Source organism: Tindallia californiensis, assembly GCF_900107405.1.
GTDB lineage: Bacteria > Bacillota > Clostridia > Peptostreptococcales > Tindalliaceae > Tindallia > Tindallia californiensis.
The window spans coordinates 36,668-62,633 of sequence record NZ_FNPV01000009.1 but is presented as its reverse complement, the minus strand read 5'-3'; the positions used below and the strand labels follow the sequence as shown (position 1 = coordinate 62,633).

Annotated in this window: 22 protein-coding genes and 2 riboswitches; of the genes, 19 read left to right on the top strand and 3 right to left on the bottom strand. The window is 42.2% G+C overall.

Features of this window, described 5'->3' with window-relative positions; all coding sequences use genetic code 11:
• The first annotated feature begins 11 nt into the window (after positions 1-11).
• From BLV55_RS12170 to yaaA, 15 genes are all read left to right on the top strand, one after another.
• A complete protein-coding gene (locus BLV55_RS12170; RefSeq protein WP_093314836.1) occupies positions 12-1,802 on the top strand; it encodes a tetratricopeptide repeat protein in 1,791 nt (596 codons plus the stop codon).
• A gap of 380 nt (positions 1,803-2,182) precedes the next feature.
• Entirely contained in the window at positions 2,183-3,352 is a 1,170-nt protein-coding gene (locus BLV55_RS12165; RefSeq protein WP_093314834.1) for an ABC transporter substrate-binding protein, read from the top strand.
• Positions 3,336-5,879: a sensor histidine kinase gene (locus tag BLV55_RS12160; protein ID WP_093314832.1), complete on the top strand. Its 2,544-nt coding sequence runs from the start codon at positions 3,336-3,338 to the stop codon at positions 5,877-5,879. The genes BLV55_RS12165 and BLV55_RS12160 overlap by 17 nt, the downstream gene beginning before the upstream one ends.
• Before the next feature lie 300 nt (positions 5,880-6,179).
• Positions 6,180-7,070: a DUF4392 domain-containing protein gene (locus tag BLV55_RS12155; RefSeq protein ID WP_093314830.1), complete on the top strand. Its 891-nt coding sequence runs from the start codon at positions 6,180-6,182 to the stop codon at positions 7,068-7,070.
• Between the two features lie 145 nt (positions 7,071-7,215).
• Positions 7,216-7,323: riboswitch (TPP riboswitch) on the top strand.
• Between the two features lie 79 nt (positions 7,324-7,402).
• On the top strand, positions 7,403-7,999 hold the full coding sequence (locus BLV55_RS12150; RefSeq protein ID WP_093314828.1) for a YkoF family thiamine/hydroxymethylpyrimidine-binding protein: 597 nt from the start codon (positions 7,403-7,405) through the stop codon (positions 7,997-7,999).
• A gap of 262 nt (positions 8,000-8,261) precedes the next feature.
• A complete protein-coding gene (locus BLV55_RS12145) occupies positions 8,262-8,888 on the top strand; it encodes an ECF transporter S component (protein ID WP_093314826.1) in 627 nt (208 codons plus the stop codon).
• Complete coding sequence (locus tag BLV55_RS12140) at positions 8,863-10,620, top strand: ABC transporter ATP-binding protein (RefSeq protein WP_093314824.1); 1,758 nt, start codon at positions 8,863-8,865, stop codon at positions 10,618-10,620. The genes BLV55_RS12145 and BLV55_RS12140 overlap by 26 nt, the downstream gene beginning before the upstream one ends.
• Positions 10,613-11,419 (top strand): energy-coupling factor transporter transmembrane component T family protein, encoded by an 807-nt coding sequence (locus BLV55_RS12135; protein WP_093314822.1) that lies wholly within the window; start codon positions 10,613-10,615, stop codon positions 11,417-11,419. The genes BLV55_RS12140 and BLV55_RS12135 overlap by 8 nt, the downstream gene beginning before the upstream one ends.
• Positions 11,420-11,612: 193 nt before the next feature.
• Entirely contained in the window at positions 11,613-13,322 is a 1,710-nt protein-coding gene (locus BLV55_RS12130) for an HD-GYP domain-containing protein (protein WP_093314820.1), read from the top strand.
• Positions 13,323-13,395: 73 nt separating this feature from the next.
• Positions 13,396-13,590, top strand: a complete 195-nt coding sequence (locus tag BLV55_RS15055) for a stalk domain-containing protein (RefSeq protein ID WP_093314818.1) — start codon at positions 13,396-13,398, stop codon at positions 13,588-13,590.
• Positions 13,591-13,713: 123 nt separating this feature from the next.
• A riboswitch (TPP riboswitch) is annotated at positions 13,714-13,825 on the top strand.
• A gap of 109 nt (positions 13,826-13,934) precedes the next feature.
• A complete protein-coding gene (gene thiW, locus BLV55_RS12120) occupies positions 13,935-14,438 on the top strand; it encodes an energy coupling factor transporter S component ThiW (protein WP_093314816.1) in 504 nt (167 codons plus the stop codon).
• Entirely contained in the window at positions 14,435-15,241 is an 807-nt protein-coding gene (gene thiD / locus BLV55_RS12115) for a bifunctional hydroxymethylpyrimidine kinase/phosphomethylpyrimidine kinase (protein WP_093314814.1), read from the top strand. The genes thiW and thiD overlap by 4 nt, the downstream gene beginning before the upstream one ends.
• Position 15,242: 1 nt before the next feature.
• Complete coding sequence (thiM, locus tag BLV55_RS12110) at positions 15,243-16,100, top strand: hydroxyethylthiazole kinase (RefSeq protein WP_207646077.1); 858 nt, start codon at positions 15,243-15,245, stop codon at positions 16,098-16,100.
• A complete protein-coding gene (gene thiE / locus BLV55_RS12105; RefSeq protein ID WP_242870123.1) occupies positions 16,063-16,728 on the top strand; it encodes a thiamine phosphate synthase in 666 nt (221 codons plus the stop codon). The genes thiM and thiE overlap by 38 nt, the downstream gene beginning before the upstream one ends.
• Positions 16,729-16,821: 93 nt before the next feature.
• Positions 16,822-17,571, top strand: a complete 750-nt coding sequence (gene yaaA / locus BLV55_RS12100) for a peroxide stress protein YaaA (protein WP_093314812.1) — start codon at positions 16,822-16,824, stop codon at positions 17,569-17,571.
• Here the strand turns inward: yaaA and BLV55_RS12095 are convergent.
• From BLV55_RS12095 to BLV55_RS15050, 3 genes are all read right to left on the bottom strand, one after another.
• A complete protein-coding gene (locus BLV55_RS12095) occupies positions 17,555-18,733 on the bottom strand; it encodes a hypothetical protein (RefSeq protein ID WP_093314810.1) in 1,179 nt (392 codons plus the stop codon). The genes yaaA and BLV55_RS12095 overlap by 17 nt on opposite strands.
• A 1-nt stretch (position 18,734) precedes the next feature.
• Entirely contained in the window at positions 18,735-19,748 is a 1,014-nt protein-coding gene (locus BLV55_RS12090) for a DNA-methyltransferase (RefSeq protein ID WP_093314808.1), read from the bottom strand.
• Positions 19,749-19,908: 160 nt separating this feature from the next.
• Complete coding sequence (locus BLV55_RS15050) at positions 19,909-20,001, bottom strand: hypothetical protein (protein ID WP_408645586.1); 93 nt, start codon at positions 19,999-20,001, stop codon at positions 19,909-19,911.
• Here BLV55_RS15050 and rpmB point away from each other — a divergent pair.
• The 4 genes from rpmB to tdh all read left to right on the top strand — a co-directional run bounded on the left by rpmB (position 19,973) and on the right by tdh (position 25,902).
• Positions 19,973-20,164, top strand: coding sequence for a 50S ribosomal protein L28 (gene rpmB, locus BLV55_RS12085; RefSeq protein WP_093314806.1), 192 nt, complete (start codon positions 19,973-19,975; stop codon positions 20,162-20,164). The genes BLV55_RS15050 and rpmB overlap by 29 nt on opposite strands.
• 163 nt (positions 20,165-20,327) lie before the next feature.
• Positions 20,328-21,488 carry an exonuclease SbcCD subunit D gene (locus tag BLV55_RS12080; protein WP_093314804.1) on the top strand — a complete coding sequence of 387 codons (1,161 nt, stop codon included), beginning with the start codon at positions 20,328-20,330 and terminating at the stop codon, positions 21,486-21,488.
• Complete coding sequence (locus BLV55_RS12075) at positions 21,485-24,604, top strand: SbcC/MukB-like Walker B domain-containing protein (RefSeq protein ID WP_093314802.1); 3,120 nt, start codon at positions 21,485-21,487, stop codon at positions 24,602-24,604. Before BLV55_RS12080 ends, BLV55_RS12075 begins: the two co-directional genes overlap by 4 nt.
• A gap of 269 nt (positions 24,605-24,873) precedes the next feature.
• Complete coding sequence (tdh, locus tag BLV55_RS12070) at positions 24,874-25,902, top strand: L-threonine 3-dehydrogenase (RefSeq protein WP_093314800.1); 1,029 nt, start codon at positions 24,874-24,876, stop codon at positions 25,900-25,902.
• The last annotated feature ends 64 nt before the right edge of the window (positions 25,903-25,966 follow it).

Here is a 25,966-nt window from a genome sequence, read left to right as displayed (position 1 = left end):
GGAATATAGGAATGAAAACAAAGGATAAAATGCTGACACTTCTTTTTTGTTGTGTCATCCTTCTAGCAGGCTGTGGTAATTCCCTGGAAAAAGGGATGCAAGAGGCTGAAGAATGGCTGGAATCGGGGCAATATGAAAAAGCAATGGAACGGTATGAAGCATTGATAGAATCCCACCCCGAAGAAACAGCATTATATGTAGGCATGGCAAATGCGCTGATTGGTCTTGGAGAACAGCAGGAAGCTGTAAAAATATTGGAAAAAGGAAAAGAATTATCTGAAAATCCTGCAGAACTAAGGGAAGGTCTGGCAGTCCTTTATGTGCAATTGGAATACTATGAAAAGGCAGAGTCGCTGTACCAAGAAATATTGAAAGAAGAAGCTTCAGAAGCTATTTATCTTTCTCTTTTAGAGTTGAAACAAAAGCAGTATAAATATGAGGAGCTAACGAATCTTTTTGAAAAGCATAAGGCAATCTTTTCCAACGATACCGTACTCATTTATGCGGCGGATGCCTACGCAAGGCAAGGAAAAAGGGAACTGGCCCAGGAAATAGTAGGCTTGGTAGAACTCCAAAACCTGGATGAGCCGGAAACCGTGGAGTTGTTGCTAGGCTACTATCTTGATATAGGAATGATGGAAGAAGCTGTCAGCACGGCGATGAAAGGTCTTGAAATTGATGGAAGCAACCATCAGTTTTTAAGCATCATCCATGTGCAGGAAGATTGGCCCGGTTATTATATTATTGATAGAAAAAAAGCGGATTACACTGGCGACAGAAAAGAAGAGCAGGCTGTGCTGTTAAGCGATTCACCAAGTGGCTCCCACGCATCTGAGCTTCTGCTGCTGGTGATAGACCTGAAAACCGGGAAAGCAATGGATATGTTTGATGGTGCTATCGGTGGCTATCCATGGAACCTAGAAGTAGAAGATTTTACCGGGAATCAGGCAGCAGAGATCTTAATGGCGGCACACAGTGGCGGTAGCGGTGGAGGTGTCTTTTATAACCTGCTAAGCTTTGAAAATGCCACTATGAATGAGTTGGAGCTGCCGGCACCGCAATTGAAACATCGGTTTGTGGACGATTACATGGCGGTTATATCCTATCCGGAGCTTCAGCGTAGTTTTACCTTTCAACTAGGAAACCAAGAGGCGTATGAAGAATTTGGACTATATCACAATTCAATGGTACTGGATCCGGTGATGAACGGGTTTGCCCGTTCCTTCAGATTGGAGCCGTACTACTCAGAAAGCGAAGAACGATACGGCCTGGAATACATAGCGCCATTGGTTTCTGGACCAGCTCTTGCAGCAGAAGTAGCCGATGTCAGTCTTCCTTATTTATGGATAGAAAACCGTTGGCAGGCGGTGGATATGAGGGTCGATGCTTATGATGATAATGCGAGAGAAATAGCCTACGATCCCCTTGATCCATCAGATTTTTCCGACAACCTGATTCATCTGTTAGGGATGAACCTGAGACAGGTAAGAGAAATCATGGGAGAACCTAATGATATCGGTTGGTATGGAGGCGATGCTTATAGCTATGATGACTTCACCGTTGTAGTAGATGATAGAAACAATGTAGGGATGGTTCTTGCCAGTGAATGGATGGGTGCTGCCAGAGGTGATCACCTCGACACCGTAAAAAATGTATTGGGAGAACCAACAATAGATGAAATAGATAGGCATGGGTTCTATGGCCATTACATGACCTACGAACTGGGAGATCGATATAGCGTAACCTTTGATGCGGCTATCAGCAACAAAGAAGTTCATACCATATTGCTGATGTTAAAATAAAAGGACCGGAGGAGCAGCTGAGATAGAGACTGTCTAACACGGATTAAAAAAAGGGACGAGGCGACTCGTCCTGTTTTTGTGAATAAGAAATACTTGCTAATGAAGATCCATTAAGTTAGAGGAATTTTGCAAAACTTTTGAGGATTAAGCCTCTAAAAGGGGTAATTTTAGAAAAGGATCAAATCAGTAGGCGAGACTTAAGAGAGTCGGGACAGAAAAATCTTAATCATTGATTGCCACGCATTGAAGAATACGTATTGAAAAATAGTGGATGGAGGGCAAAGGAAGAATAACTGAAGAATAAGTGAATTATTCAAGCCTGACCCCACTCTACTGACCCCACTCTACACTCTTACCCCACTTATTAAGGAGATAGCAATATGAGAACACGCATGACAAGATTGTTTATTATTTTCGTGATGATCACTTTTATCAGTGGTTGCAATCAGGCACCAACTCATCAAGCGGAGATTTTGTTTATTACGAAAGATCAGTCAGATACCAGAAGTCTTAATCCGACAAGGATGGAAGTGGCGGCAACTATGGCACTGGAGGCTTGTCGGAGCGAAAATAAAGAGGCAAAAAGTATTCATCATCATTTTATTCGATATACTGGTGACGAAACAGAAGGATACCATAAAGCGAAAGCTTATCTGGAGTCAAATCAGTCCGTAGTAGCACTGGTAGGAGACTTTAACTCCGATGGGACAGCATACGTTGCCCGGTTGGCAGAAGAGTTTCAGTTACCACACTTGTCCTTTTTTGCAACGGATATCCGTATTTTTGAGGAGCATCCACAAAGTTATTCTTATCGCAGCCAGATGAGCCATGAAACCACGGACTTAATGGCGATGGCTTCCTATGCACTAAATAAGCCGTACAAGCCTTATCAACCTACGGTGGCGGTAGTTTATAATGATTTAAGTAATATTGAAGCACGGTGGCTGGAATTTGAATCACTGGCTCCTGCTCACGGTATTCAGGTAGTCGAAAAAAGGCAGGTAAGCCGGGAAGAGCGAGATTTTCGACCTGTATTGGCAGCGTATAAAGAGCTGGAGCAGAATGTGGACAGCATCATACTTTTCCTCTCCTCCGGTCAGCTTGAACACTTTCTGCAGCAGGCAAATATGGAAAAAATCGCAACACCGATCATTGCATCACCGGTTACTTTTTCACCGGAAACGGCTAAAGAGCTTCCAAGGCTTCATATGCCCTTTTATAGTACGGTGCAGGGTATATATATGAATCTTCAGCAAGGCAAAGATGAGACGTTAGAAGGTTTTGCCAATGCTTATCGGGTGCATGTCGGCTACCACCAGATGGACGGACTGGGACCTTGGATTTATGACGGAGTAAGGCTGATCCACGAATTGACCCTTCAGGAACTAAGACCAATGGAAATCAAAGAAGCGTTGGATCAATATCATGAAAAAAGAATGATTGGCCAGGTATCCTTTGACAAATATGGCCTTATTAAAGAAAGCACTTATGTGAAAGTACTCATCGAAGACGGGTATCTAAAGGAGATAAAGGATGAAGAAAATCATTAAGTCATTAAGAGGAAAAAACAATAGTCTACAGCTTCGCTTTTTCTCATACTTTATGGTTTCTGGCCTTCTCTTAATATTGATTATTGCGGCAATGGGCTTCGGTATTGTTCATCGATATGCCATGGAACACTTCAAAAGCAATGCCGTAGAAAGAGGAGCTAACTTGGAAGTAAGGATGAAAGGATATATTGAGCGGGAAATGGAAATGCTGACAGCACTGCATCGTGCCCTTGGGCCATCAGATCCGGAGCAGATCGTGGCCAGCTTGAAGGAGACGGAACGATACCACGAATCAATGATTCTTTCGCCGCAAGGTCTGGTAAAGTGCGCATCGAATGCTGGAATTGTCGGATATCAATATGAAAACAAGGACTTCTTTCGTAAAGCAATGAAGGGAGGAAAAGAGAGCCAATTTTTGGTGATGCATGACCCTTTTGAACAGCAGGCTTTTCTTCATTTTATAATTCCTTTGATGGATGAGGAGGACAATATGGTTCACCTTGGTGTGCATCGCATGTTGCCAGCCTGGCTAAAAGATCAGATGGCGAGGGAACATCTTATCACAGATGGGGAGTTTCTGGTGACGGATGAGCAAGGAGTAGTACTCTTTTTAATTGATCATCAAGGATTTCAAGAATCAGCATCAAACCAGATAAAGCCACCCTCCATTTTTGACCATGGGATTACTTATGAAGCAGCCATCAACCCAATAGAGCCAATGGAGGAACCAGTTCATCGGCTTGGAGATGGTTATATGGTCACGTATCACAAGATGGAAGGCTCCTGGGGGATTGTGTCCGGAAAGCTAAGCACAGAAACAGTGGACAGACAGTATGCTGTTATTACAGTGGGAATCCTTCTATCCATTCTGTTGACTGGAATCATTTTTGCTTTTTTTGGCGCTTTAATGGCAAAAAGAACCATAAAACCCATTGATGATCTCACCAACCAATTGAAAGAAACCTTGGCAGGGCGTCAACCACAGATTTATCCCCAGCAAAACTTAGAGTTAAACCAACTGGTGGAAGGGTTTAATGATTCCTGGGAAGAAAATCGGCTTGCTCAGAAAGCAATCATAAAAGAAAAGCAGGCGGCAGAAATTGCCCACAGAGAAGCTGAACAGGCAAATAAGGCGAAGTCAGAATTTCTGGCTAACGTCAGCCATGAACTCAGAACCCCGCTGAATGGAATCATTGGGACCATTCAACTTGTAAAAAGCCGGACGGAGGATAAACAAACGGTAGAATTGCTGGAAAACGCTTATCAACTTTCACGACAATTACTGGGAATCATTACAGATTTATTAGACTTTTCTCATTTGGAAAGAGACGGCTTGATGTACAAAAATCAGCCATTTCAACTAGATGAAATGATTTGGAACTTGGTGGAGATGTATGATGCTCTGGCGGAAAAAAAGAATTTAGACTATGTGGTGGAAGTTGAAGATAATGTTCCGTCTGATGTAATGGGAGATGTTGAAAGAATAGAGCAGGCATTGAAAAAACTTTTGGACAATGCCTTTAAGTTTACTCAGCATGGTGCTGTGATATTGCGGGTATCCTTCAAAAACGATCATAGAGGGAATGAAAATCTCCTGTTTTCTGTTGAAGACACAGGCATTGGCATTCCGGAAGAAAAAAAAGAAATGATCTTTGATCGTTTCAGTCAGGTTGATGGCACGACGGAGCGGGAATATGAAGGACTTGGCGTTGGCCTTAGCATTGCCCAGAGTCTTGTTGAAGGGATGGGTGGAAGGATTTGGCTGGAAGGCAAAAAAGAAGGGAGTACTTTTTATGTCATGATTCCTGCCGTCAGATCAGACAATCCTTCAAGAAAAGATGAAGCGAGCTGGAAATTTTCAAGCAGACCAAGCATGAGAGAAAAACCGGCTTTTGCCAGGGAACTAATGCAGATGAGTGGGTTTGATCTGAAGGAGGGGCTGGAAAGAATAGGCGGTAACTGGGAGGTCTACCAGGAAGTTCTGTTTCGTTTTCTTGATCGGGCAAAGAGCCTTCAGCAGGAAAAAGAAGACGATCTGGACAGTCTTTACGAATTGAAGGGTTCGGCTGGGAACATCGGGGCGATCAACGTGATGAAAGCTTGTAACGATATGATTGAAGCAAAAAAAACAGGCACCGAAGCCAATTTTTATCGAAATCGACTGGAATCTGAAGTAGAACAGCTATGGCAGTTGCTTATGCCCTATAGGAAAAAAGCTTTTAGAATGATGCCGGATGAAGAGGCGATCAACGGAAGAGAAAAAATGGAGAAAGATCAAGATAAAGAAATGGAACTGAATCCTGTTATTGTACAGCGATTATTGAATGTGAAGCAACGACTAATACATGCGGAGTTTATTGAAGATGAGGAACTGCAGGAAATCAGAAAAGCATTGGAAGGTAAAAGGTCAGCCTTACGCTTGTTTGATCATATTCAAAACTCCATTACGGCATTTGAGTATGAAAAAGCACTGGAGCAATTGGACATGCTAATATCCCTGAAATCCAGTGACTGGGAAGACGTATAACCCGGTAATGACCTCACCGTCTAACATCCGGTTGGTTTTAGTGTGAAAATTTTCTAGAAGACGGGTTACTTTTTACAAAAACTGGAAAATTGGAAAATGGGAAAACTGGATGAAAAATTCCACGGGTACACGCTTTATAAGGTATGATAGGTGAAGAGTCTGGAAAACGAACCAATAGATGTCCGTTAGATGTCCGTGAAAGGCTCTGGATAAATGGGAAATGGAGAATAAGTAAATTATTCAAGCCTGACCCCAACTCCAAACGCACACTAATATGCATGACAAAGGTGGATATGATGCATGAAAAAATCAAAGCAATACCATCAAATTCAAGAGATTAACTCCATTATCAGAAAGGATCTAGGATCTCGTGGCATTATACCGCTGATAAGAGAAGAAAGTTTATGGAAAGCCTCTGAATCACTAATGCAGTCTGATCGAATTCTGATTGTCACCGGATTTTGCGTGCTAAAGCCGATGATTGGTGAAACGGACGGTCCTCCCGGCGCCCTTTCTCTAGCCTATGCCTTAACTGGAATGGGAAAAGAGGTACTGGTAACCACCGATAGATACTCGAAAAGGATGATGGAGAGAAGCGTCTCACCCAGCCATTGTCCTTACCGAATTGAATCGGTATCGGAGGGTTCGGCCGAAATCAGCCAATATATTCAAGAAACCCTTCGTCACTTTCGACCTGATCATATCATTGCTATTGAACGGCCGGGGAGAGCAATAGATGGACACAGCTATTCCATGAGAGGCGAACGCCTTGACCCAATGGTGCCTCAGCTAGACGAATTCTTTAATGAGGAATACGCACGCACCTATGGATATACAAGAATTTCCATTGGAGACGGTGGAAATGAAATGGGTATGGGAAACTATTATGATGAAATAGCCAGATCCTTAAATAACGGAAAAAAAGTTGCTTCTATAACAACCTCGGATATACTCATACCGGCAGGCACTTCTAATTGGGGAGGATATGGTCTGGCAGCAGCAATGTCGATTCTTCAAAGCGAGAGGTTGGTTCAAAGTCCAGCAGAAGAATGGGAAACAATTCAAAAAATGGTCGCGGCAGGAGCTGTTGATGGAGTATCCGGTGAATGTCAAGCGACAGTGGACGGTTTGCCTGTTCCTATCTATTTACAGGTACTGGAGGCCATTTATCATCTAGTGACGGTATCGTAATCATTCAAATATGACTCTGTCTGATTCTAACAGATAGAAGTATTTCCTAGGTGAGCGACGGCCGAATCAAAGGACTCCTTAGGCAAGCCGATTTTCATTTGACACAGCATAGGGAATAAAATATAATCAAGGTACAATTTGATAGTAATTGTTCCAGGGGAGCCAGCAAGAGCGGCTGAGAGGATGAAAGAAGCATCGACCCTTAAACCTGATCTAGGTAATACTAGCGTAGGGAAGGCATTTGGCATATCTTACAAAGCCCCGGTTCCTTGCCGTGGTTTTTTTTATTGGCAAAGTTCCCTGTGGAAAGAAAAAAGAGAGGATGAAAATTTATGAGCAAAAATCCAATGTGCTGTGGGACATCGCCATTCTTTGGTTGCCGGTTTTCTCTGTACCCCATGACGAACGAGTTTGTTCCGGTGATTCTGGACGCCATTGAAGAGATCAACCGTCCCGGTCTGAAGGTAGAAACCGATGTGGTCAGCACATGTCTGACGGGAGTAGAAAGAAATGTATTTGCAGCATTGAGGGATAGCTTTTCGAGAGCCGCTGCCACAGGAGAACATGTGGTAATGACAGCAACTTTTTCAAAGGGATGCCCAGGGGAAGGAGCAGTGAATCTGGAGGAATATGATTTTCCAGCAGAGACAGATTTTTCGGCAAAAGAAGGCAGTGATCGGGAAGTGAACGCTCAGTTTAGTGTATACCCTCTGGGAAACCAATCCTATATGAAACTCATTGGCGATGTGGTGGATCTGGTGAAACGGGCGGATGTCTATCAAGAGTCGGTTCATTTTTGTACTAGTCTGGAAGGTAGTATTGCTAATGTTTTTGAAGCTTTGGAAGAAGCCTTTTCCTATGTAAGTAAGGAAGTGGGCCATACGGTAATGACTGTCACGCTCTCCTGCAATAGTCCCAGCAAAAAGTAAAGAAATAGGTAGGCGGAAGAGAAAGAAGATCAAGAAAATGGGCAAAAATAGCACATTAAGTAAACAGGCAAGTAAACAAGCAGACAAGCAAATAAACCAATGGGATAAACAAAGGGAGAAAAAAGCAAGTAAATGAATAAACAGCCAAGCAAATGAGCAAGTAGATAAGCAAAGAAACACATCAAGTAACAAATAGATCAGTAGAAGAAACAAAGAAAAAGATAAATAAAAATCATTTCATAAATGAATGGAGGATGAGAGAATGACCGTGTTACCAAAAGATCATCAATGGACGTTGAAAGAAATCATTGTGATGAGTGCTCTGGGAGTGGCCTTTGCCCCTCTTTATATGGCGTGGATTCAAGTATGGGCCATTGCCACTGGCCTTTTAGGTCCTATCGGGCTGGATATTGTGTTTGGTTTTTGGTTTATTGTATCTATCATTTGTGCCCATATATTTCGAAAGCCGGGAGCGGCTCTTATTTCGGAATGGATTGCGGCTGTTGTCCAGATTCCTTTAGGTTCGCCATCGGGAGCATGGCTTATTGTATCTGGTTTTGTACAAGGCTTTGGTGCGGAAGTGCCCTTTTGGTTGACCAGATACAAAAAATTTAATACCAGTATTCTGATGCTGTCTGGCGTAGGCGCATCCATTGCCAGCTTTCTTTATAACTGGTTTCGTTTTGGGTACGCAGGTTTAGCGCCAGGGTTACTGATTACCATGCTGGTGATTCGAGTGATCAGTGGAGCGGTTCTTGCTGGTCTGCTTGGAAAAGGCATTGCGGAAGGCTTAGCAGCTACTGGTGTATTAAGTAGTTTCCCTCTTGGAAAAGAATGGCGGGAGAAAAGGAGAAAATCCATTCATGAAAAGTATTCTGAAGGTGCATAATCTTTCGATTCAATACCCCTATACAGCAAAACCGACACTAGAGAATATTTCCATAACCGTTGAAAAGGGTGAAGCACTGCTCATTATTGGAGCCAGTGGTTGTGGGAAAAGTTCTTTAGCGCTGGCCATCGCTGGGCTGATTCCCAGGACGATAGAAGCTGAGCAGCAGGGCAGCATTTATTTGGAAGGCAGAGATATTGCTGAAATGTCTCCTGGTGAAGTATGCCAACAGGTAGGATTTGTTTTTCAGGATCCGGAAGCTCAGTTTTGTATGTTGACGGTAGAAGATGAAATTGCTTTTGGTCTTGAAAATGCAGGTTTTTCTCCAGACCTTATAGAGGAACGGATTGAAGAAGCTCTTGAAAAGGTTGGCATGACGGAACATCGCTATAGCCATACCCACAGGCTGTCCGGAGGAATGAAACAACGGGTTGCCCTGGCATGCGCCCTGGCATTACATCCTCCAATTCTTATTTTAGATGAACCAACAGCAAATCTTGATCCGGCGGCAACGGAGGATTTTTTTCGGTTGCTGGAATCATTAATAGCAACTCGAAGTCATACCATCTTATTGGTGGAACACAAACTGGAGAAACCTGCAGCCTTGATGGATCGGGTGGTAGTAATCAATGAAGGAAAAATAGTGGCAGAAAATTCACCTCGGCATGTGTTTGCACAACAAAATCAACTGTTGATGAAGATAGGCGTATGGCAACCTTATGCTAGCGAGTTGGCAGGAAAATTGGAAAAAACAGGAATCTCCTTCTCGCCCTTTCCTCTCACTGTAGCAGAACTGCTGGAGCATGCAGAAAAAGACAGTCAAACAAGCAATGCACTGGCAAAACAGGTAGCCAGGCATATAGAAGTCACCGACTCTTTGGAGCCAGCGGCAGAGGAGATGGCTATTGATTGCCGACAGGTTTCTTTCTGCTATAAAACCCCGTTTCAAGAAGCGAAGGTTCTGGAAAACCTTCAATGGCAGGTTCGACCAGGCAGTTTTCTTGCACTTCTTGGAGAGAACGGGGTCGGAAAAAGCACGTTGGCTCGGTTGGTCTTAGGATTACTGAAACCAAGCAAAGGAAGCATTTCTCTTTTTGGGAAAAACACAAAATCCATTTCTCGGAAAAAAGTAGCGGAAATAGCCGGCTTGGTATTTCAAAATCCGGAGCATCAGTTTCTGACAGATTCGACCTGGGAAGAAATCGCTTATTCTTTGAAGCTGGCCAATATTCCCGGCACTGAAATTCCTCGCCGGGTGCAAGAATTGCTAAAAGAATTTTCTTTGGAAGAAAAAGCAGAGGCGAATCCATTTACCCTTAGCCAAGGAGAAAAACGCCGATTAAGCGTAGCTTCCATGCTGGCAACCGACCAGCAGTTACTGATATTGGACGAACCTAGCTTTGGACAGGATTATCAGAATACATACAAACTGATGAATCTGGTTAAAGCCAGACAGTTAAAAGGATGCACGGTGGTAATGATTACTCATGATATGCGACTGGTATGGGAATTTGCTACAGAGGTAGCTTTGATGTCGGAAGGAAAGCTAGCCTATACTGGCGATCCGCAAGATCTTTTTTATCAGAATACCCTTTTGGAAGCATGTTCGTTGAAGGCGCCCTTACCCTTGCATATAATGGAAGGCTTGAAGTCGGCAGGAAAAAGAGAATCTATGAAAAAACCAAGCACTCTGAAAATAGATGCGCTGAAAGTAGGTAGTCTGAATGTTTAACTATTATGAAGGACAATCTATCTTACATCAGATGAATCCAGTGTTAAAATTGGCTAGTATAGGTTTTAGTATGATTCTCTTAACCTTTTCTTTTGACCCTTTTGTTCCCTTTGTCTTGATCATCATCTTATTGAACCTGTCCTACTGGATGGGAAAAGTACCCTTTACAGCCATGTTAAAGGGGTTGCTTCCTTTTGTGTTGTTGGCCTTTGGTTTTTTTATGATGCAGGTATTATTTCCTCGTAGTGGTGATGACCTTTTATTTCTTTCAATAGGACCTTTTTCGATTTCTCAGCAGGCTTTTTGGCGGGGTTGTGCCTTAGCCTTTCGGGTGCTTGCCTATGCAGCCTATGCCCTGCTTTTCGTTGCCACTACCGATCCTACCGAATTATTGCTGAGCTTGATGCAACAGACAAAATTATCCCCTAAATACGGATATAGTATGTTGGCGGCCTACCGATTTTTTCCCCTGTATCAGTCTGAATTTGCCACTTTGAAAGAAGCACATTTAGTTCGGGGTGGTAAAGAACGAAAAGGTATAAAAGGAAAAGGCGAAGAATTGTACCGTTACGCGATCCCTTTGCTGGCACAAGCTATACGAAAAGCAGAGAGAGTAGCAATTGCTATGGAATCCCGGGGATTTACCGGTGAAAGAAGACGCTGCTATTTCAAAAGAATAAGCCTTCGCTGGACAGATTGGGTGCTGGCCATGGCCTTATTTAGCTTGGTGCCCGCCGTGATTTTAATGATGTATCATTTTGAAGTTCTGTATGTATGGGACGGGTCTTTGTTTTTCTAATAAAACCCCTGCAGTGAAAGGAAAAACTTCCTAAGACAGCAGGGGGTTTTGTTTTGGATGTCGAAGAAGCTTTTGTGAGTGATTGAGGATTTGAAGGAGAAAGCATGATGCTGCTGATTTTTTTTAGGGAAGAGGGGTAATTAATAAACAGAATATTTGTTATAAATGGATGCTTTTGTTTAGGGGGTGAAGTATGCTAGGCAATATTCTAAAAACAACTCATCAAACCTATGATGTTCAGATTGATAATATTCTGAAGCACATTCAACAGACTTTAGATCTTACGAATGAATCTTTTGAAGCCTATGGAAAGGTTTTTCCAAAGCTTAAGTTTAACAAGGAATTGTACTACTCGTATCAAGGTAAAGATTTTGAAGGAATCGATCCGGAATATAAAGAAAAAAACTGGTTAAAAGTAAATACAGGAGAATATTTTACAGAACATAAGCTGTACCAATATTCACAGGAATATTATTGGGAAATAAGTATTTATACAGAGTATCATCATCAAAAAACCTTGATAGGAGAACTTTATCTAAAAATTCCTTCTTCAGAAAGAATCCTTCAAAAGATCCAAAGTCTTTTAGATAATCAGCTTCTGGAACAGTCGATCACCATGACCATTCAGTATATCTATAATCGGATAATGCTGGGAAATTCTTTTTTATACAATATTGAAATTTACATTGATTTACTCTCTATTCGTGATCCTTATATGCCCTACCATGCACAAAATGTTTCGGATTTTTCATTAATGCTATACGATTCTCTTAACCTGGAAAAAACTTTAGTAGATCGATTGAATTTATACATTGCATCCTTACTTCATGATGTCGGAAAGTTAGTAGTGCCGGAAAAAATATTAACAAAATCTGATAAGCTAACCACTGATGAATATACCAAAATTAAATCTCATCCAGCCTTAGGCTACGAAATTGTTAAACATCAAGTAATTGGTCTGAAACTATTACAAGATGCGCCTGTTTATATTAGGCATCATTCTGAATGGTATGATGGAAGTGGATACCCGGAAGGATTGAAAAAAGGCGATATTCCTTTATTCAGTCGTATTATTATGGTAGCAGATGCGGTGGATGCCATGCTATCGGAAAAGGAATATAGGGAATCTTTTAGGATTGAAGAAGTGATCAGCGAACTAAGGAAATACCGTGGAAAACAGTTTGACCCAATGATAGCGGATAAGGCCATTGAACTGTTAAAAAACAAAAATCAGTTCCTTGATATAACCAAAAGAATGGACAGTGCATTTTTTGGAGATGTGTCCTTGAGTGTTATCAATAAAGATGCTACTGGGATCGAAACTTTCCAAGGACATTTATTTTATGGAAAAAGAGTATCATCCTTAAGACTCAATAAGCGGGATAAAGAGAAAGAAGAGCTTAAATATCTCAAAAAAGGCATTCTAAGTTTTTTTGTTCAGAAAACTTTTGTGCAATATGAAGTAAGTATTAAGAAAATGGATGAAGATAGTATTGCTTTAGAGTCTTTTGTCTGGAAACCAACAGACAAATATTTTTCCATTATGTGGGAAGAAGTTGGGTTTATGAAAGGATCTAAAGAGAAGAAAATACCTATCCATATCATAAGAGTTGGGGGGAATTCCTTAACCTTTGAAGTGATGCTTGCTAGCAGTGCTGAAGGCAATAAAGCACAAGAGCTTAAACTCAATGAATTTGTTGAAATTCATTTTAGTTTGAAAATTGAAGAGGTAAAAGAAACTTTTGCTGTTGACTGTCTCGTAGTCGATATTCATGAATTTTCGGAACGAAGATTATATAGTGTGGAATATCAGGATATTATTTCAAAGGATCAAGATCGGCTATTCAAACTGATGTTCAAAAAACAAATGAATCAAAGAAACATAAATCGATCTGCAAAATAAGAAAAAACAGTTCTGATTCTTCCTAGTTAAAAGCATCGATGAAAAGCTTCTGGAAGCTTTATCGTCCTGACCATTGATAAACCCCATATGGTCGTTAACAGCGTATCCGAAGAAATCGATCCGTGCCAACAGAACGATGAGTCGAATGGACGTAGCACCAGTGTTCATTGGTGGAAGAACTTTTGTCCCTTTACGATTCTCAACGGATAATCTGGATGCTCGGGCGGAATGGATTAATTCTACCAGAGTAGTCGTGATTATCTTCTAACAGATGCGTTACGTGTCGGATTGATAAAATTGTTTCATTAAAATAGAGGTGGTTGCTAGCTTAAAAGAATCACTTGCGTAAAGAAAGGCAGCATGCTATGATGGTTTTGAAAACTAAATCAGAAGTAAACACTGGGAGTGTCGGTTAGGCCGACTGAGAGGAAGACCCGTTTAAGTCTTCGATCCCTGTACCTGATCTGGGTTATGCCAGCGTAGGAAAGTGCTTTACATGTTAACACGTATCATGTGTTCTAAAAGCATTGCCTACCGGTAATGCTTTTTTTATGGTATTTGGTCTGGCCGTTGTCCTTTTTATCATCATCCTGATCCGAGAGGAGGAATTCAATGAATATTCGTACCCTTACCATGGCGGCCTTATTGATTGCAATTGGTGTGGTAACCGCACATACCATCGTCATTCCTGCAGGAGTTGCAAAAGCCTTCCCCATGCAACATGCGATTAATGTGATTGCAGCCATGTTGCTGGGAACCCCCATGGCTGTAGTGATAGCCTTTATGATTTCTCTTTTGAGAAATCTGCTGGGCACCGGTTCTTTGCTGGCATTTCCTGGTAGTATTTTTGGAGCTTTGCTGGCAGGATTTCTTTTTCAGAAAACAGGGAGACCTTTATTAACCATGCTGGGGGAAATAGTTGGCACTTCCCTATTAGGCGCTCTGGCCGCTTTTCCCCTAGCAGCCTATGTAATGGGCTTTGAAGGCGCCTGGCTCTTTTTTATACTTCCCTTTGGCATCAGTTCTGCTAGTGGAGCCGTTATCGGCGTTTTCGTAATGGGAGCGCTCTGCAAAAGCAAAGCCATTAATTTACGCAAAGGAGGTTGTTTGAAATGAAAAATTTGGTAACGATTGCGGGTTCTGACAGTTCTGGAGGTGCTGGTATTCAGGCAGATCTAAAAACATTCTGTGCTCATGGTGTTTTTGGGATGAGTGTTATTACGGCAGTTACAGCTCAGAATACCCAGGGAGTGACAGGAGTACAGGACATCGATCCAACTATGATTAAAAAACAGTTAGAAGCCTTGCTTGACGATATTCAGATTCATGGAATCAAAATAGGGATGGTATCAACCATCAACACGATTACAACCATTGCTTCTTTTTTACGACAGGTTAGAAACATTCCTGTGGTACTGGATCCGGTGATGGTGTCAAAAAGCGGGTTTCATCTCTTAAAGCCAGAAGCAAAAAAAGCAATGCTGGATCAGCTATTACCCTTAGCTACTGTAGTAACCCCTAATCTTCCGGAGGCAGAAGTGATTACCGGCCTACGGGTATCTTCAGAAGCAGAGATGAAAAAAGCAGGGGAAGCTATTTATCGCTTAGGTCCCTCCAATGTACTGATGAAAGGTGGCCACTTAGCGGGGGAAGAAGCCGTGGATATGTTATATGATGGAAAAAACTGGTATCGTTATGCCTGTCAACGGATCGACACGAAAAACACTCATGGTACGGGATGCACCTTATCCGCATCCTTAGTCGCTAACCTAGCAAAAGAAATGCCCATGAGAGAAGCTGTAGAAGCGTCTAAAAGCTATATGAAAAAAGCCATCGAAGAGTCTTTCGGCATTGGCAATGGTCCTGGACCGATACATCATTTTCATGAGTATTATGATCTTAAAGGAAGGAGACGGTAAAATGCAAGGCTTTCCTTTTACACAGATGATGATGGAAGCAACAAGGAAAAAACCATTGATCCATCATATTACCAATTATGTGACAGCCAATGATTCAGCAAATACGGTCTTAGCCTTTGGCGGCAGTCCTGTTATGGCGGATGAACCGGAAGAAGTGGAAGAAATGACTAGCATGGCATCGGCATTGGTGCTGAATATGGGAACCTTGAATAAACGAAGCATTAAGGCTATGTTTTTAGCTGGCAAAAAAGCAAATGAACAGGGGATTCCGGTGGTACTGGATCCGGTAGGGGCAGGGGCAACAAGTCTGAGGAATGAAACAGCCCGGGAACTCTTGAAACAAATCAACTTTTCTTTTATAAGGGGGAATGCATCGGAAATTCTTGCGATTACTGGGATGGAAAGCAATACAAGAGGAGTGGATTCAGAAGAGAGAAAGGTTTCAGACATGCAGGAAATAGCAGGGTTTCTATCTGATAAATATGGTACTACCATTGGAGTGACGGGCAAGGTAGATCTGGTAATGGGAGAAAATCAGATTTTTGAGTTAAGCAATGGAAGTGCTGAGCTGGTGAAGGTAACAGGCACTGGATGCATGACCACTTCTTTGATTGCATTATACTTGGGGGCAGGCAGCAAACCAGTGGAATCGGGAATATTGGGGATATCTATTATGGCCATTGCCGGAGAGCTGGCAGCAGAAAACGGTTCTCAGGAGATGCCCTTCACTAGTTTTCCTTTACGGTTAAAAGATTATTTGAGTGACTTTCCGGCATCGTTTATTCCGGAAAAAATAAAGCTGAGAGAGGTGGAAGAAAAGCATGACACAAAAACCTGGAAAGAAAATGACGGTAGATGAAAAAGACTATCAATTATACCTAGTGACAGATGAAAGCTTTCAGAAAGAAGAGGATTTTCTCTCGATCATTGAGGAAAGCCTTAAAGGTGGTGTGAGCATGGTACAACTTCGTGAAAAACACCTTTCTTCCAAAGATTTATACCATCGGGCTGAAAAACTGGCGGCATTGACTAGCACTTATAACATTCCGCTTATTATTAATGATCGGGCTGATATTGCCATGGCTGTAGGCGCTCATGGAGTACATCTTGGGCAGGAGGATTTACCTTTGCCAGCACTGCGAAGGATGGTAAAGGAGGAACTACTGATTGGTGTTTCGGTGGCAACCAAAGAAGAGGCGCTTCAGGCAGAAGCGGAAGGAGCCGATTATCTGGGCGTAGGCGCGTTATATCCAACAGAAACAAAAGCGAATACCAGAAAAGTAAGCTTGGAACAACTGTATCAAATTCAAAAAGCAGTAAAAATACCTATTGTAGGCATTGGTGGGATCAATGAAAACAATGTAGCGGAGGTAATGGATCAGGAGATTCAGGGGGTAGCGGTTGTTTCGGCGATCACTAAGGCAAAAAACCCAATGGAAGCAGCGAAAAAGCTAAAGCAAAGAATGATTCAGAATACAAGTATCTAAAAAAGAAAGGCTTGAACAGAAAGGGTTGAAAGGAAGATTTGCGAAAGCCAAAAACCTTTTATATAATGGAAGAAAAAAGGCAGGGACGACATCATGCGAATGATTATTTCACCGGCAAAAACCATGAATATGACCAATGACCATTTTGAGCCTCAGCAAATGCCGATTTTTCTAAAAGAGACAGAACTATTATTGGAAGAATTGAGAGAGAAAGATGACGAAGCTTTGCAAGCCATTTGGAAATGCAGTGATAAAATTGCTGCTCTTAACAGGGAAAGGATTCGCAGAATGGATCTGTACCATTCACTGACACCGGCAATCCTAGCCTTTGAAGGTATTCAGTATAAATACATGGCGCCCATCGTCTTTGAAAACAAAGATTTTGAGTATATCGAAAAGCACCTGAGGATATTATCAGGGTTCTATGGCTGTCTTCGTCCTTTTGACGGAGTGAGGCCTTATCGACTGGAAATGCAGGCAAAGCTGAAGGGGGAAAAGGTAGACTCTCTTTACGCCTTCTGGGGCCGGAAAATAGCTGATCAGCTTTTTTCAGAAAGCCACTGTATTCTAAACCTGGCTTCAGAAGAATACAGCAAATGCATTTTTCCTTATCTGACAGAAGAAATTACTTTTATCACCTGCATTTTTGGAGAGATAAAAGAAGGAAAAGTCATCGAAAAAGGAACCCTGGTGAAAATGGCCAGGGGAGAGATGGTGCGATTTATGGCAGAAAATAAGATAGAAGAAGCGGAAGAAATAAAAGCCTTCAACCGGCTGGGTTACGTTTTCTCTGAAAAACACTCGGATCACCAGACCTTTGTGTTTCTTAAAGACCAGCCGTAGAAAGGGAAAGCAGGGCCTCCAAAAATTCCTGGGCAGCTTCTTGAACAATGGTGACATCTTTGGCAAAAACAACTTCTTCCAAAGCAGCCCCATAATACTGAGCCACTCCCCGGGAGTTTCTTCCGGACCAATGCCTGATGATACGTGTCCCCTGAAGGATTGGCTGATGGAACAAAGAACAAAGTCGGGTATGGATCTGATCCTTTTCATCAATAGTAATAATATAGATCAGATAAATACTGGAATCTTCCGCCAAAAAGCGAAGCAGTTTATCGATATTATAGCCCTTAGGGTTACTGGATAGGCGTAATGCCTTCGATTTGATATCTACTTTTATATGGTAGCCGTCTATCCGGTCATTATAGTCATCCAGTTCATGGTCAACAAAAAGAGTTGGCAAAGGCGTCCCTTCGCGGAGGGCTTTCAGTAAAGCCTTATGATGGGCGTCGGACTTAGTGACCAGATATTCGATGGCCTGTCCTTTTAAGTTAACGTTACTGATGTTTTTTGCCACCGTGGCAATCTCCTGATGAACGCTGGCTACCCGTTGATCCAGATCCTCTTTTAGCTGGTGATAAGCAGAGGATTTCATAAACTGGCAGGTTCGTTCAACAGCTTGCCGAAGCGTAGCTAACTGTGAGGCGGTGGGTGTAAATATTTTTCCGGAAGGTTTGATTTGATTCGTTGCCTCTACCAGCCTAGGCAAATGATCATCAAAAGAAAAAGCCTGATGATGTTCGTATAATTGCTGGAAGTTAGACGGAGTATTTTCCAGTCCTTCAAAGATTTTCATAATGTCGGGGCCGTTAATGCTGCCTTTAATATTGTCTTCCCGTAAATCTTGAGAAGAATGACTTACCTTTTTCAGAAAAGTAGAATTCGCCAGCAGGAGATGGTTTTTTGCCGGGGTAACGCAGCAGACGATAAAAGGAAGATGATCGAGTTTTTTTATTTTAGATAACCCAATCACCGTGTTGGAAAAACTGTTAAGGGTAGCGGCTTTTGAAAAACGGATCGCATAAAAATCGTTTCGAAGAACACTCCCATCCTTTCTTAAATGAAAGGTTTTTTTAACTGATTCCTGTAATTGACTTTTGTCCTGTTTCCCGTCTTGACTTTGGATAAAAGAAATAAGCTGGGTTATTTTTTCGGGATTATACATGTTAATCCTCCTCAAAGGCTCCTATTTCCAGTTGGCAAGGGTCTGAAAGATCTGTTTTTGGCTGGTACTGATTTGTCGTTGTCTTTTGTTCGCTAAGGGAATTTCTTTCCCAGAAAACACCATCCACATATCCCTGAATGCTTGGATCTGCCTCAGCCATCTCCAGCCGTTTCTCCGTCCAAAGGCAGTATAGGGGATTTTCTTCCACACCCAAGTAACTCCGTCTCAGTTTTTTTGCCACGACGCTGGTGGTTCCGGAGCCTAAGAAGGGGTCAAAAACCACATCTCCGGCATTAGAACTGGCCAAGATCATTTTGGCAATCAGCTTTTCGGATTTTTGGGTGGGATGAGCTGTGTTTTCAGGCATCGACCAGAAGGGGATGGTAATATCCGACCAGAAATTGGAAGGACAGGTGTCTCGGTAATTGCCGGTTTCGCTTTCGACCCAATCTTTTGGTTTACCATCAACTCGGTAAGGAGCAATGACTTTTTTGCGAATTTTGACATCCTCCAGGTTGAAGGTATAATGATTGGAGATGGTAGCGTACCAAATGTCTTCTAGGCCATTTTTCCAATTTGCTTTTGCGCCACGTCCTTTTTCACGTTGCCAGGTAATTCGGTTTTTCACTTTGGTTACTTCCATTAAAACATTGCCAATGGTTAAGCTGGTTTCCCAGTCGCAACAAACATAGATAGAACCGGTATCTTTCAAAAGGGGCAACACCAGCTCCAGCCACTTTCTGGTATAGGCTTCATATTGATCCTTACTTCTTTTTGAAAAACCATTGCCATGAAAGGCTTTTGTTAAGTTATAAGGAGGATCCGCAATGATTAAATCAATGCTTTTCTCTGGTATATAAGCGGCGGCTTCAAATAAATCGCCGATAATGGTTTTATCCAGCAGATGATCCATATCAGAGGGCTGATCAAGACGGATGCATTTGTCCAGATAAGATTGCCCTTCTTCAATAGAAATATCGATGGTTTTATTTCGTGGTGCTTTTTTTTTACTCACGGTTTCACCCTTTCTCACAGTGCCAATAGAACCCAATAGTATCAATGTTTTCAGGGTTCTATACTTCTCGTATTATATCAAAGATCCAAAGGAATGACCAGTCGAATATGGCTTTTCATTTCGTTTATCTTAAGATAGATCATACTTAGTTATTGCAAAACTAAGCAAGACGTGATAAAATCCATTTAGTAAAGTTTGCCTTGTGTAAAGGGAGGTGTATTATTTTGGCTAGAACATGTTTTGTTTGTAACAAAGGAAAAGTATTCGGTAACAGTGTTAGTCACTCGAATCGACATAATAAGCGAGTTTGGTTACCAAACCTGCGGAGAGTTAAAGCGGTGGTTGACGGTTCTACAAGAAGAGTCAATGTCTGCACTCGGTGCCTTCGGTCCGGAAAAATTCAAAGAGCTTTATAAGAAGAACAGGAAATCTGTAAAAAACACAGCAAATAAAAACACAGCAAAAATCTCTTAACTGACAGTATTCAGCCTAAGGGATTTTTTGTTTTTGTGGAAAAATAGAATTGAAAAAGAGAATCAAAGGACAAAAAAATGAATACAGGATGGAGTGTGAAATAAGATGCGTTTTATACATACGTCAGATTGGCATCTGGGAAAAGTGTTGAGAGAGCAATCATTACTGGAAGACCAGAAAGATATGTTGGAAAAATTAATAGGGATGATAGAGAAAGAAAAGCCGGATGCGGTGGTGATAGCAGGCGATCTTTACGATCAATCCGTTCCTTCAGCCGAAGCGATAAAATTGTTGGATCAAACCTTACATCAGATGGTGGTTACCTTAAAAACACCGGTATTGGCCATTGTCGGCAATCATGACAGTGCGGAAAGAGTACGTTTCGGAAACCGATTGATGAAACAGGTGGGCTATCATGTAACCGGTAGTCTGGAAGAAGCCTTTGAACCGGTGGTGCTGAAGGATCAACACGGACCAGTGCATCTGTTTCTTATCCCTTATCTGACACCGGGACATATTCGGGACTATTTTGAAATGGAAAAAACCCCTAGTTATGCGGAAGCTTATCAGAAAATCATGGAAGTGATTCAGCAAAAAAGAGATCCGGCAGTACGAAGCGTGCTGGTAACCCATGCCTTTGTGACGCCCGGAGGCATAAAAATGGAAGGAACTTCCGAATCGGAACGACCCTTACCTTCTGTAGGCGGAGCAGAACAAGTGCCAGCAGAAATCTTTGACGGATTTCATTATGTCGCACTGGGGCATTTGCATCGAGAAATGAAAGTAGGCAAGGAAACCCTTCGATATTCCGGTTCTCCCTTAAAATATTCCATCAGCGAAGAAGGGCATCAAAAAGGAGTGACCTTGGTAGAAATGGATGAAGCTGGTCAGGTGTCCGTATCAAAAATGCCTATAGAGCCAAGGAGAGATTTGCGAACGGTGGAAGGAGGTTTTCAGGAGCTATTACAGCATGAAAAATCTGAGGACTATGTGTTTCTTCAATTACAGGATTTAGAACCGGTACCGGATGCTATGGAACGAATCCGGACGGTATATCCTAATGCCCTTCACCTGGGCCGAAAACATGACCGTGAGACTGGGGAAATCATAGGGGAAGCAGAAGCTATTGGGCAGAAGCATCCCTTACAAATCATTACAGACTTTTATGAACAGGTACAGGGAGAAAAGCCAGATCCATTATCCCAAAGAATAGTGGAAGAAGTCTTAGAATCACTGATCAGAGAAGAGAGGGAGGAGATTCTATGATTCTGAACCAGTTGATAATACAGGCGCTGGGACCATATAAAGGAAAAGAAGTCATTGATTTTGACTTATTAAATAAAGCACAGCTTTTTGCAATCTCCGGAAAGACAGGGGCTGGCAAAACCGCCATTTTTGATGGCATTTGCTATGCCCTTTACGGAAGAGCCAGTGGTCAGCATCGTAGCAATGCAGAAGAATTGCGCTGCATCTATGCAGAAGATCAGGACTATACAGAAGCAAGTCTGGAATTTACAGTTCGCGGTTCTCGTTACCGAGCCCGCCGGCAGATGGCTCATATTAAAAAGAACAATAAAAGCAAAACAGGTGGTGGGATTGAACTTCATCGATGGGTTTTTTTCAAAGAAAAAGAGGATTATGGCTGGGAATCCATGCTGGAATCCGGAAAAGTGAATGAAATGAACGAAAAAATCATGGCCCTGACCGGTTTAGACGTGGATCAATTTCGACAAATTGTTATGCTGCCTCAGGGAGAATTTGAAAAACTACTATTAGCAAAGGCCGAGGATAAAAAACGCATTTTACGCCAAATATTTCACACCAACCTGTATCAGCGGTTTACAGAAAAATTGGATCAGCGAAGAAAAGAAGTGGACCAAGAATATTTTCAGCTTCGTCAAAACCTTCGTAGTCGGGAAGATAGCCTGGAAGAATTGTTAAAGGAAGAGGAAGCCTTGGAAAGCAATCTACTGCTAAAGGAAAAGGAACGAAATATCTACCAGTTGATGAAGGCCTTAGCAAAAGATATGGAACGGTTAGAAGAAAGAAAAACAGGCTTGGAAATTCAATTGGAAAAACAGGACGAACTGATTCAAAAGGCAGACGAACACTATTACAAAGCTAAGGAAAACAATCAAAAATTAGAAGAACTGGAAGCGGAACGTCAAAAGATGAAGAGCCTTGAAGAACAACAGGAAAAAATGAAAAGCTGGCAGCATTCTCTGGAAGAAGCGGAAAAAGCCCAAAAAATCCAGCATTTTTATCAGCGAAAGAAAGAAACAGAAGAAATCTGCGTCCAAAAAACAAAGGTGCTGAAGGGCGCAAAAGAAGAAGCCATCAGGGTGGAAGAAAAGCGGATACAGGCAGAGAAACAATGGGAAGAAGAGGAAAAGAAAAAACCTTATCGGAAAGAAACAGAAAAAGCCTATGACCGTATCCTGGAAGCACTGCCAAAAGTGAAAGAACTATCCCGAAAGAGAGATAGGCTCCACCTAGGGCAAAAAGAAGCCGAAGGCTATGGAAAAAAGATGGAGGACCTTTCACAACGGCAGGCATTAGGGGAAAAAAGGCTAAAGGAACTTAGGAAAGAACAGGAACGGGACTCCGAAGCCTTAGAAAAAGAAGCCAGACTTATTAAAGAGCAAGCGAAGCTTCAGCAAGACTGCCAGGAACTTCAAGAGCTAATCCGAAGGAAGGAAGAGGAAAAGCTTTTAAGCAAACAGATGGAAAAAGCAGAGGCAAAACTTAAAAGTAACAGGGAAGAAGCCCGGAAAGCAGAGCAAAAGTGGCTTGACAACCAAGCCAGATGGTTAGCGATGAACTTGCAGGAAGGGGAACCTTGTCCGGTTTGTGGCAGTTTGGAGCATCCAGAGAAGGCAACTGGCATTGGAGAAGAAGTCAACCGAAAAACCATGGAAGAAGCGAAAGAGAAGGAAAAAAAGGCCAACGATGCTTACATTCAGGTAGTCACAAAATGGGAGACGGTTAATGCGGCTCTGGAAGAAGGAATACAAAAGAGAGAAGACCTGTTAGGCAAGAAGGACGGGCTGGAAGCCATCGAAAAAAGCAAACAAGAAGAAAAGCAAAGGGTTGATGAGGAACTGAAAGCGATGGAAGCCCAGAGACGGAACTATGAGCAGAGAAAAGAAGCCCTCCGAAAAGGCGAAAAAGCATTGATAGAACTGACGGAAAAACACAAAGAAATGGGAGCGAAGCAACAAGAGCTGGTATCGGAAATCGCAACCTTACAAGGGCAGGTGCAAAGCATCGAAGAAGCTTTGCCGGAGCATCTTTTAGAGCTGAAAGAATTGGAGAAGCAAAAGCAAACCCTGGAAGCAAAGATAGAAGAAGCAAAAAAAGCTTACGAAAAGGCCGAAAGCCAATATAACGATTGGAGAGAAAAACAAGCAGCCGCGACCGTGACCCTAGAATATGCGGATAAGAACCAAAAGGAAGCAAAGAAGGCTATGGAAACCGTAGCGGAGCAATGGAAAGAAAAATTAGCTCAGGAAGATTTTGAATCCATGGAGGCTTATGTGGCCGCTCATATGCCAGAAGAGAAAATGAAGAAACTTCGAGAAGTTCTGCAACAGTATAAAGAACAACGAAGCCTGACGGAAGAAAAGGTGAAAAGCTTAGAGATCCTTTTGAAGAAAGTGGAAAAAGAGGACTTGGAAGCCGTGCTTCATCATTGTCAGCAGTTGAGGCAGGAACAAAAGAAACACCAAAAGGAGTTAGGAAGAAAAGAATCACTTCTGAGAGAAACCGGCAGCTTAAAAGGTTATATTGAAAAAGAATGGGAAAAAATGCAAGAAAGAGAAGAAGAACGAAATCGAATCGCTAACCTGTATCAATGTGCCAATGGGACAGGGAACGACCAAAAATTGGCGTTGGAAACCTATGTACTACAACATTATTTTCATCGGGTATTAAAAGCGGCCAACCTTCGATTGGATCAGCTAACCATGGGAAGGTACCGGCTGGTAGCGGATCAGGAACGGGAAAAACATGGTGGACGCAGTGGGCTGGGCATTGATGTCATCGATGTTTTTAATGAACAGCAACGAAGTGTCCGGACATTTTCCGGCGGCGAAAAGTTTAATGCTTCTCTTTGTCTGGCCTTAGGTCTTTTTGATGTGATCCAAAGCGAAAGTGGCGGTACCGAAATGAAGACCATGTTTATTGACGAAGGTTTCGGCTCTCTTGATACACAGGAATCCTTACCAAAAGCCATTCAAATGCTTAACCAGATTCAGGAAACCGGTCGGGTGATCGGCGTTATTTCTCATGTCAGTGAAATGAAGGAACAGTTACCGGCAATATTGGAAGTAATCAAGGATTCGGATGGCAGCAGTACTACCAGAATAAAAGTAAATGCCTGAGAGCTGGAAAAGGATACGGTCATCTCTGCGAAAACGTCCATACCACAAGGACGTTTGAATTATATGAAATGACGAACATTTCTTTTAATTTGCTTGATTCCCTAAGAATCAAAGAAAAGACGTTTTTTTGATGATGACGGTAAAAATAATATGTTTTGACGGAAGGACAGCAATTTGTTAGAATTAAATGAAAGACATACTGAAAACGGTTGCATCATTCGTCGTTTATTTTAATATGCCGGTAGTAGAAAAAAAGGAGTGATTTGCCAATGAAAGCCCTTGTAAAAAAACATCGTAGCCCTGGAATCTGGTTGGAAGATGTTCCGGAACCAGAAGTTGGGAAAAATGACGTATTAATTAAAATCAAACAAACCTCTGTATGTGGTACAGACGTCCACATTTATCAGTGGGATGACTGGTCTCAGAAAACAATCCCTGTACCGATGACCATTGGTCATGAATTTGTAGGCGAAGTGGTGGCTATGGGAGAAAATGTTCATGATGTTCAGATAGGAGAAATTGTCTCCGGAGAAGGCCATTTAGTATGTGGGCGTTGTCGTAACTGTCTGGCGGGTCGGCGTCATCTTTGCATGAACACCAGTGGAGTAGGCGTGAATCGTTCCGGTGCCTTTGCGGAATACCTTTCCATTCCTGTTACTAATGTGTGGCACTGCGATCCGTCCATTCCTTTGGATGTGCTTAGTTGCTTTGATCCATTAGGCAATGCGGTGCATACGGCCCTTAGCTTTGATGTATTAGGGGAAGATGTTTTGATTACAGGCGCTGGGCCTATCGGCATTATGGCGGCAGCGGTTGTCCGACATGCAGGTGCCCGTCATGTAGTCATTACAGATGTGAATGAATATCGACTGGATTTGGCCCGGAAAATGGGCGTTACCCGAGCCGTTAATGTTCAAAATACGAAAGTGGAAGACGTGATGAAAGACCTTGGCATGAAGGAAGGATTTGATGTGGGACTGGAAATGTCCGGAAATGCTTCCGCCTTCCACAGTATGATTCAGACCATGTGTCATGGTGGCAAAATTGCCGTACTGGGAATCCAGCAACCGGATACAAAAATTGACTGGAATACCATTGTCTTTAACGGCCTTACCCTAAAAGGAATTTATGGAAGAGAAATGTATGAAACCTGGTATAAAATGACGGCCATGATTCAATCAGGCCTAGATATTTCACCAGTCATTACCCATCATTTTCATTACACTGAATTTGAAAAAGCCTTCGAGTTAATGGCATCTGGAAACTCCGGTAAGATTGTGTTAAACTGGGAAGACTAGGCTTATAAAAGTAGATTCGAATGTGATGAAAGGATCTAATCATAAAACCATTGAATGAAAAGTG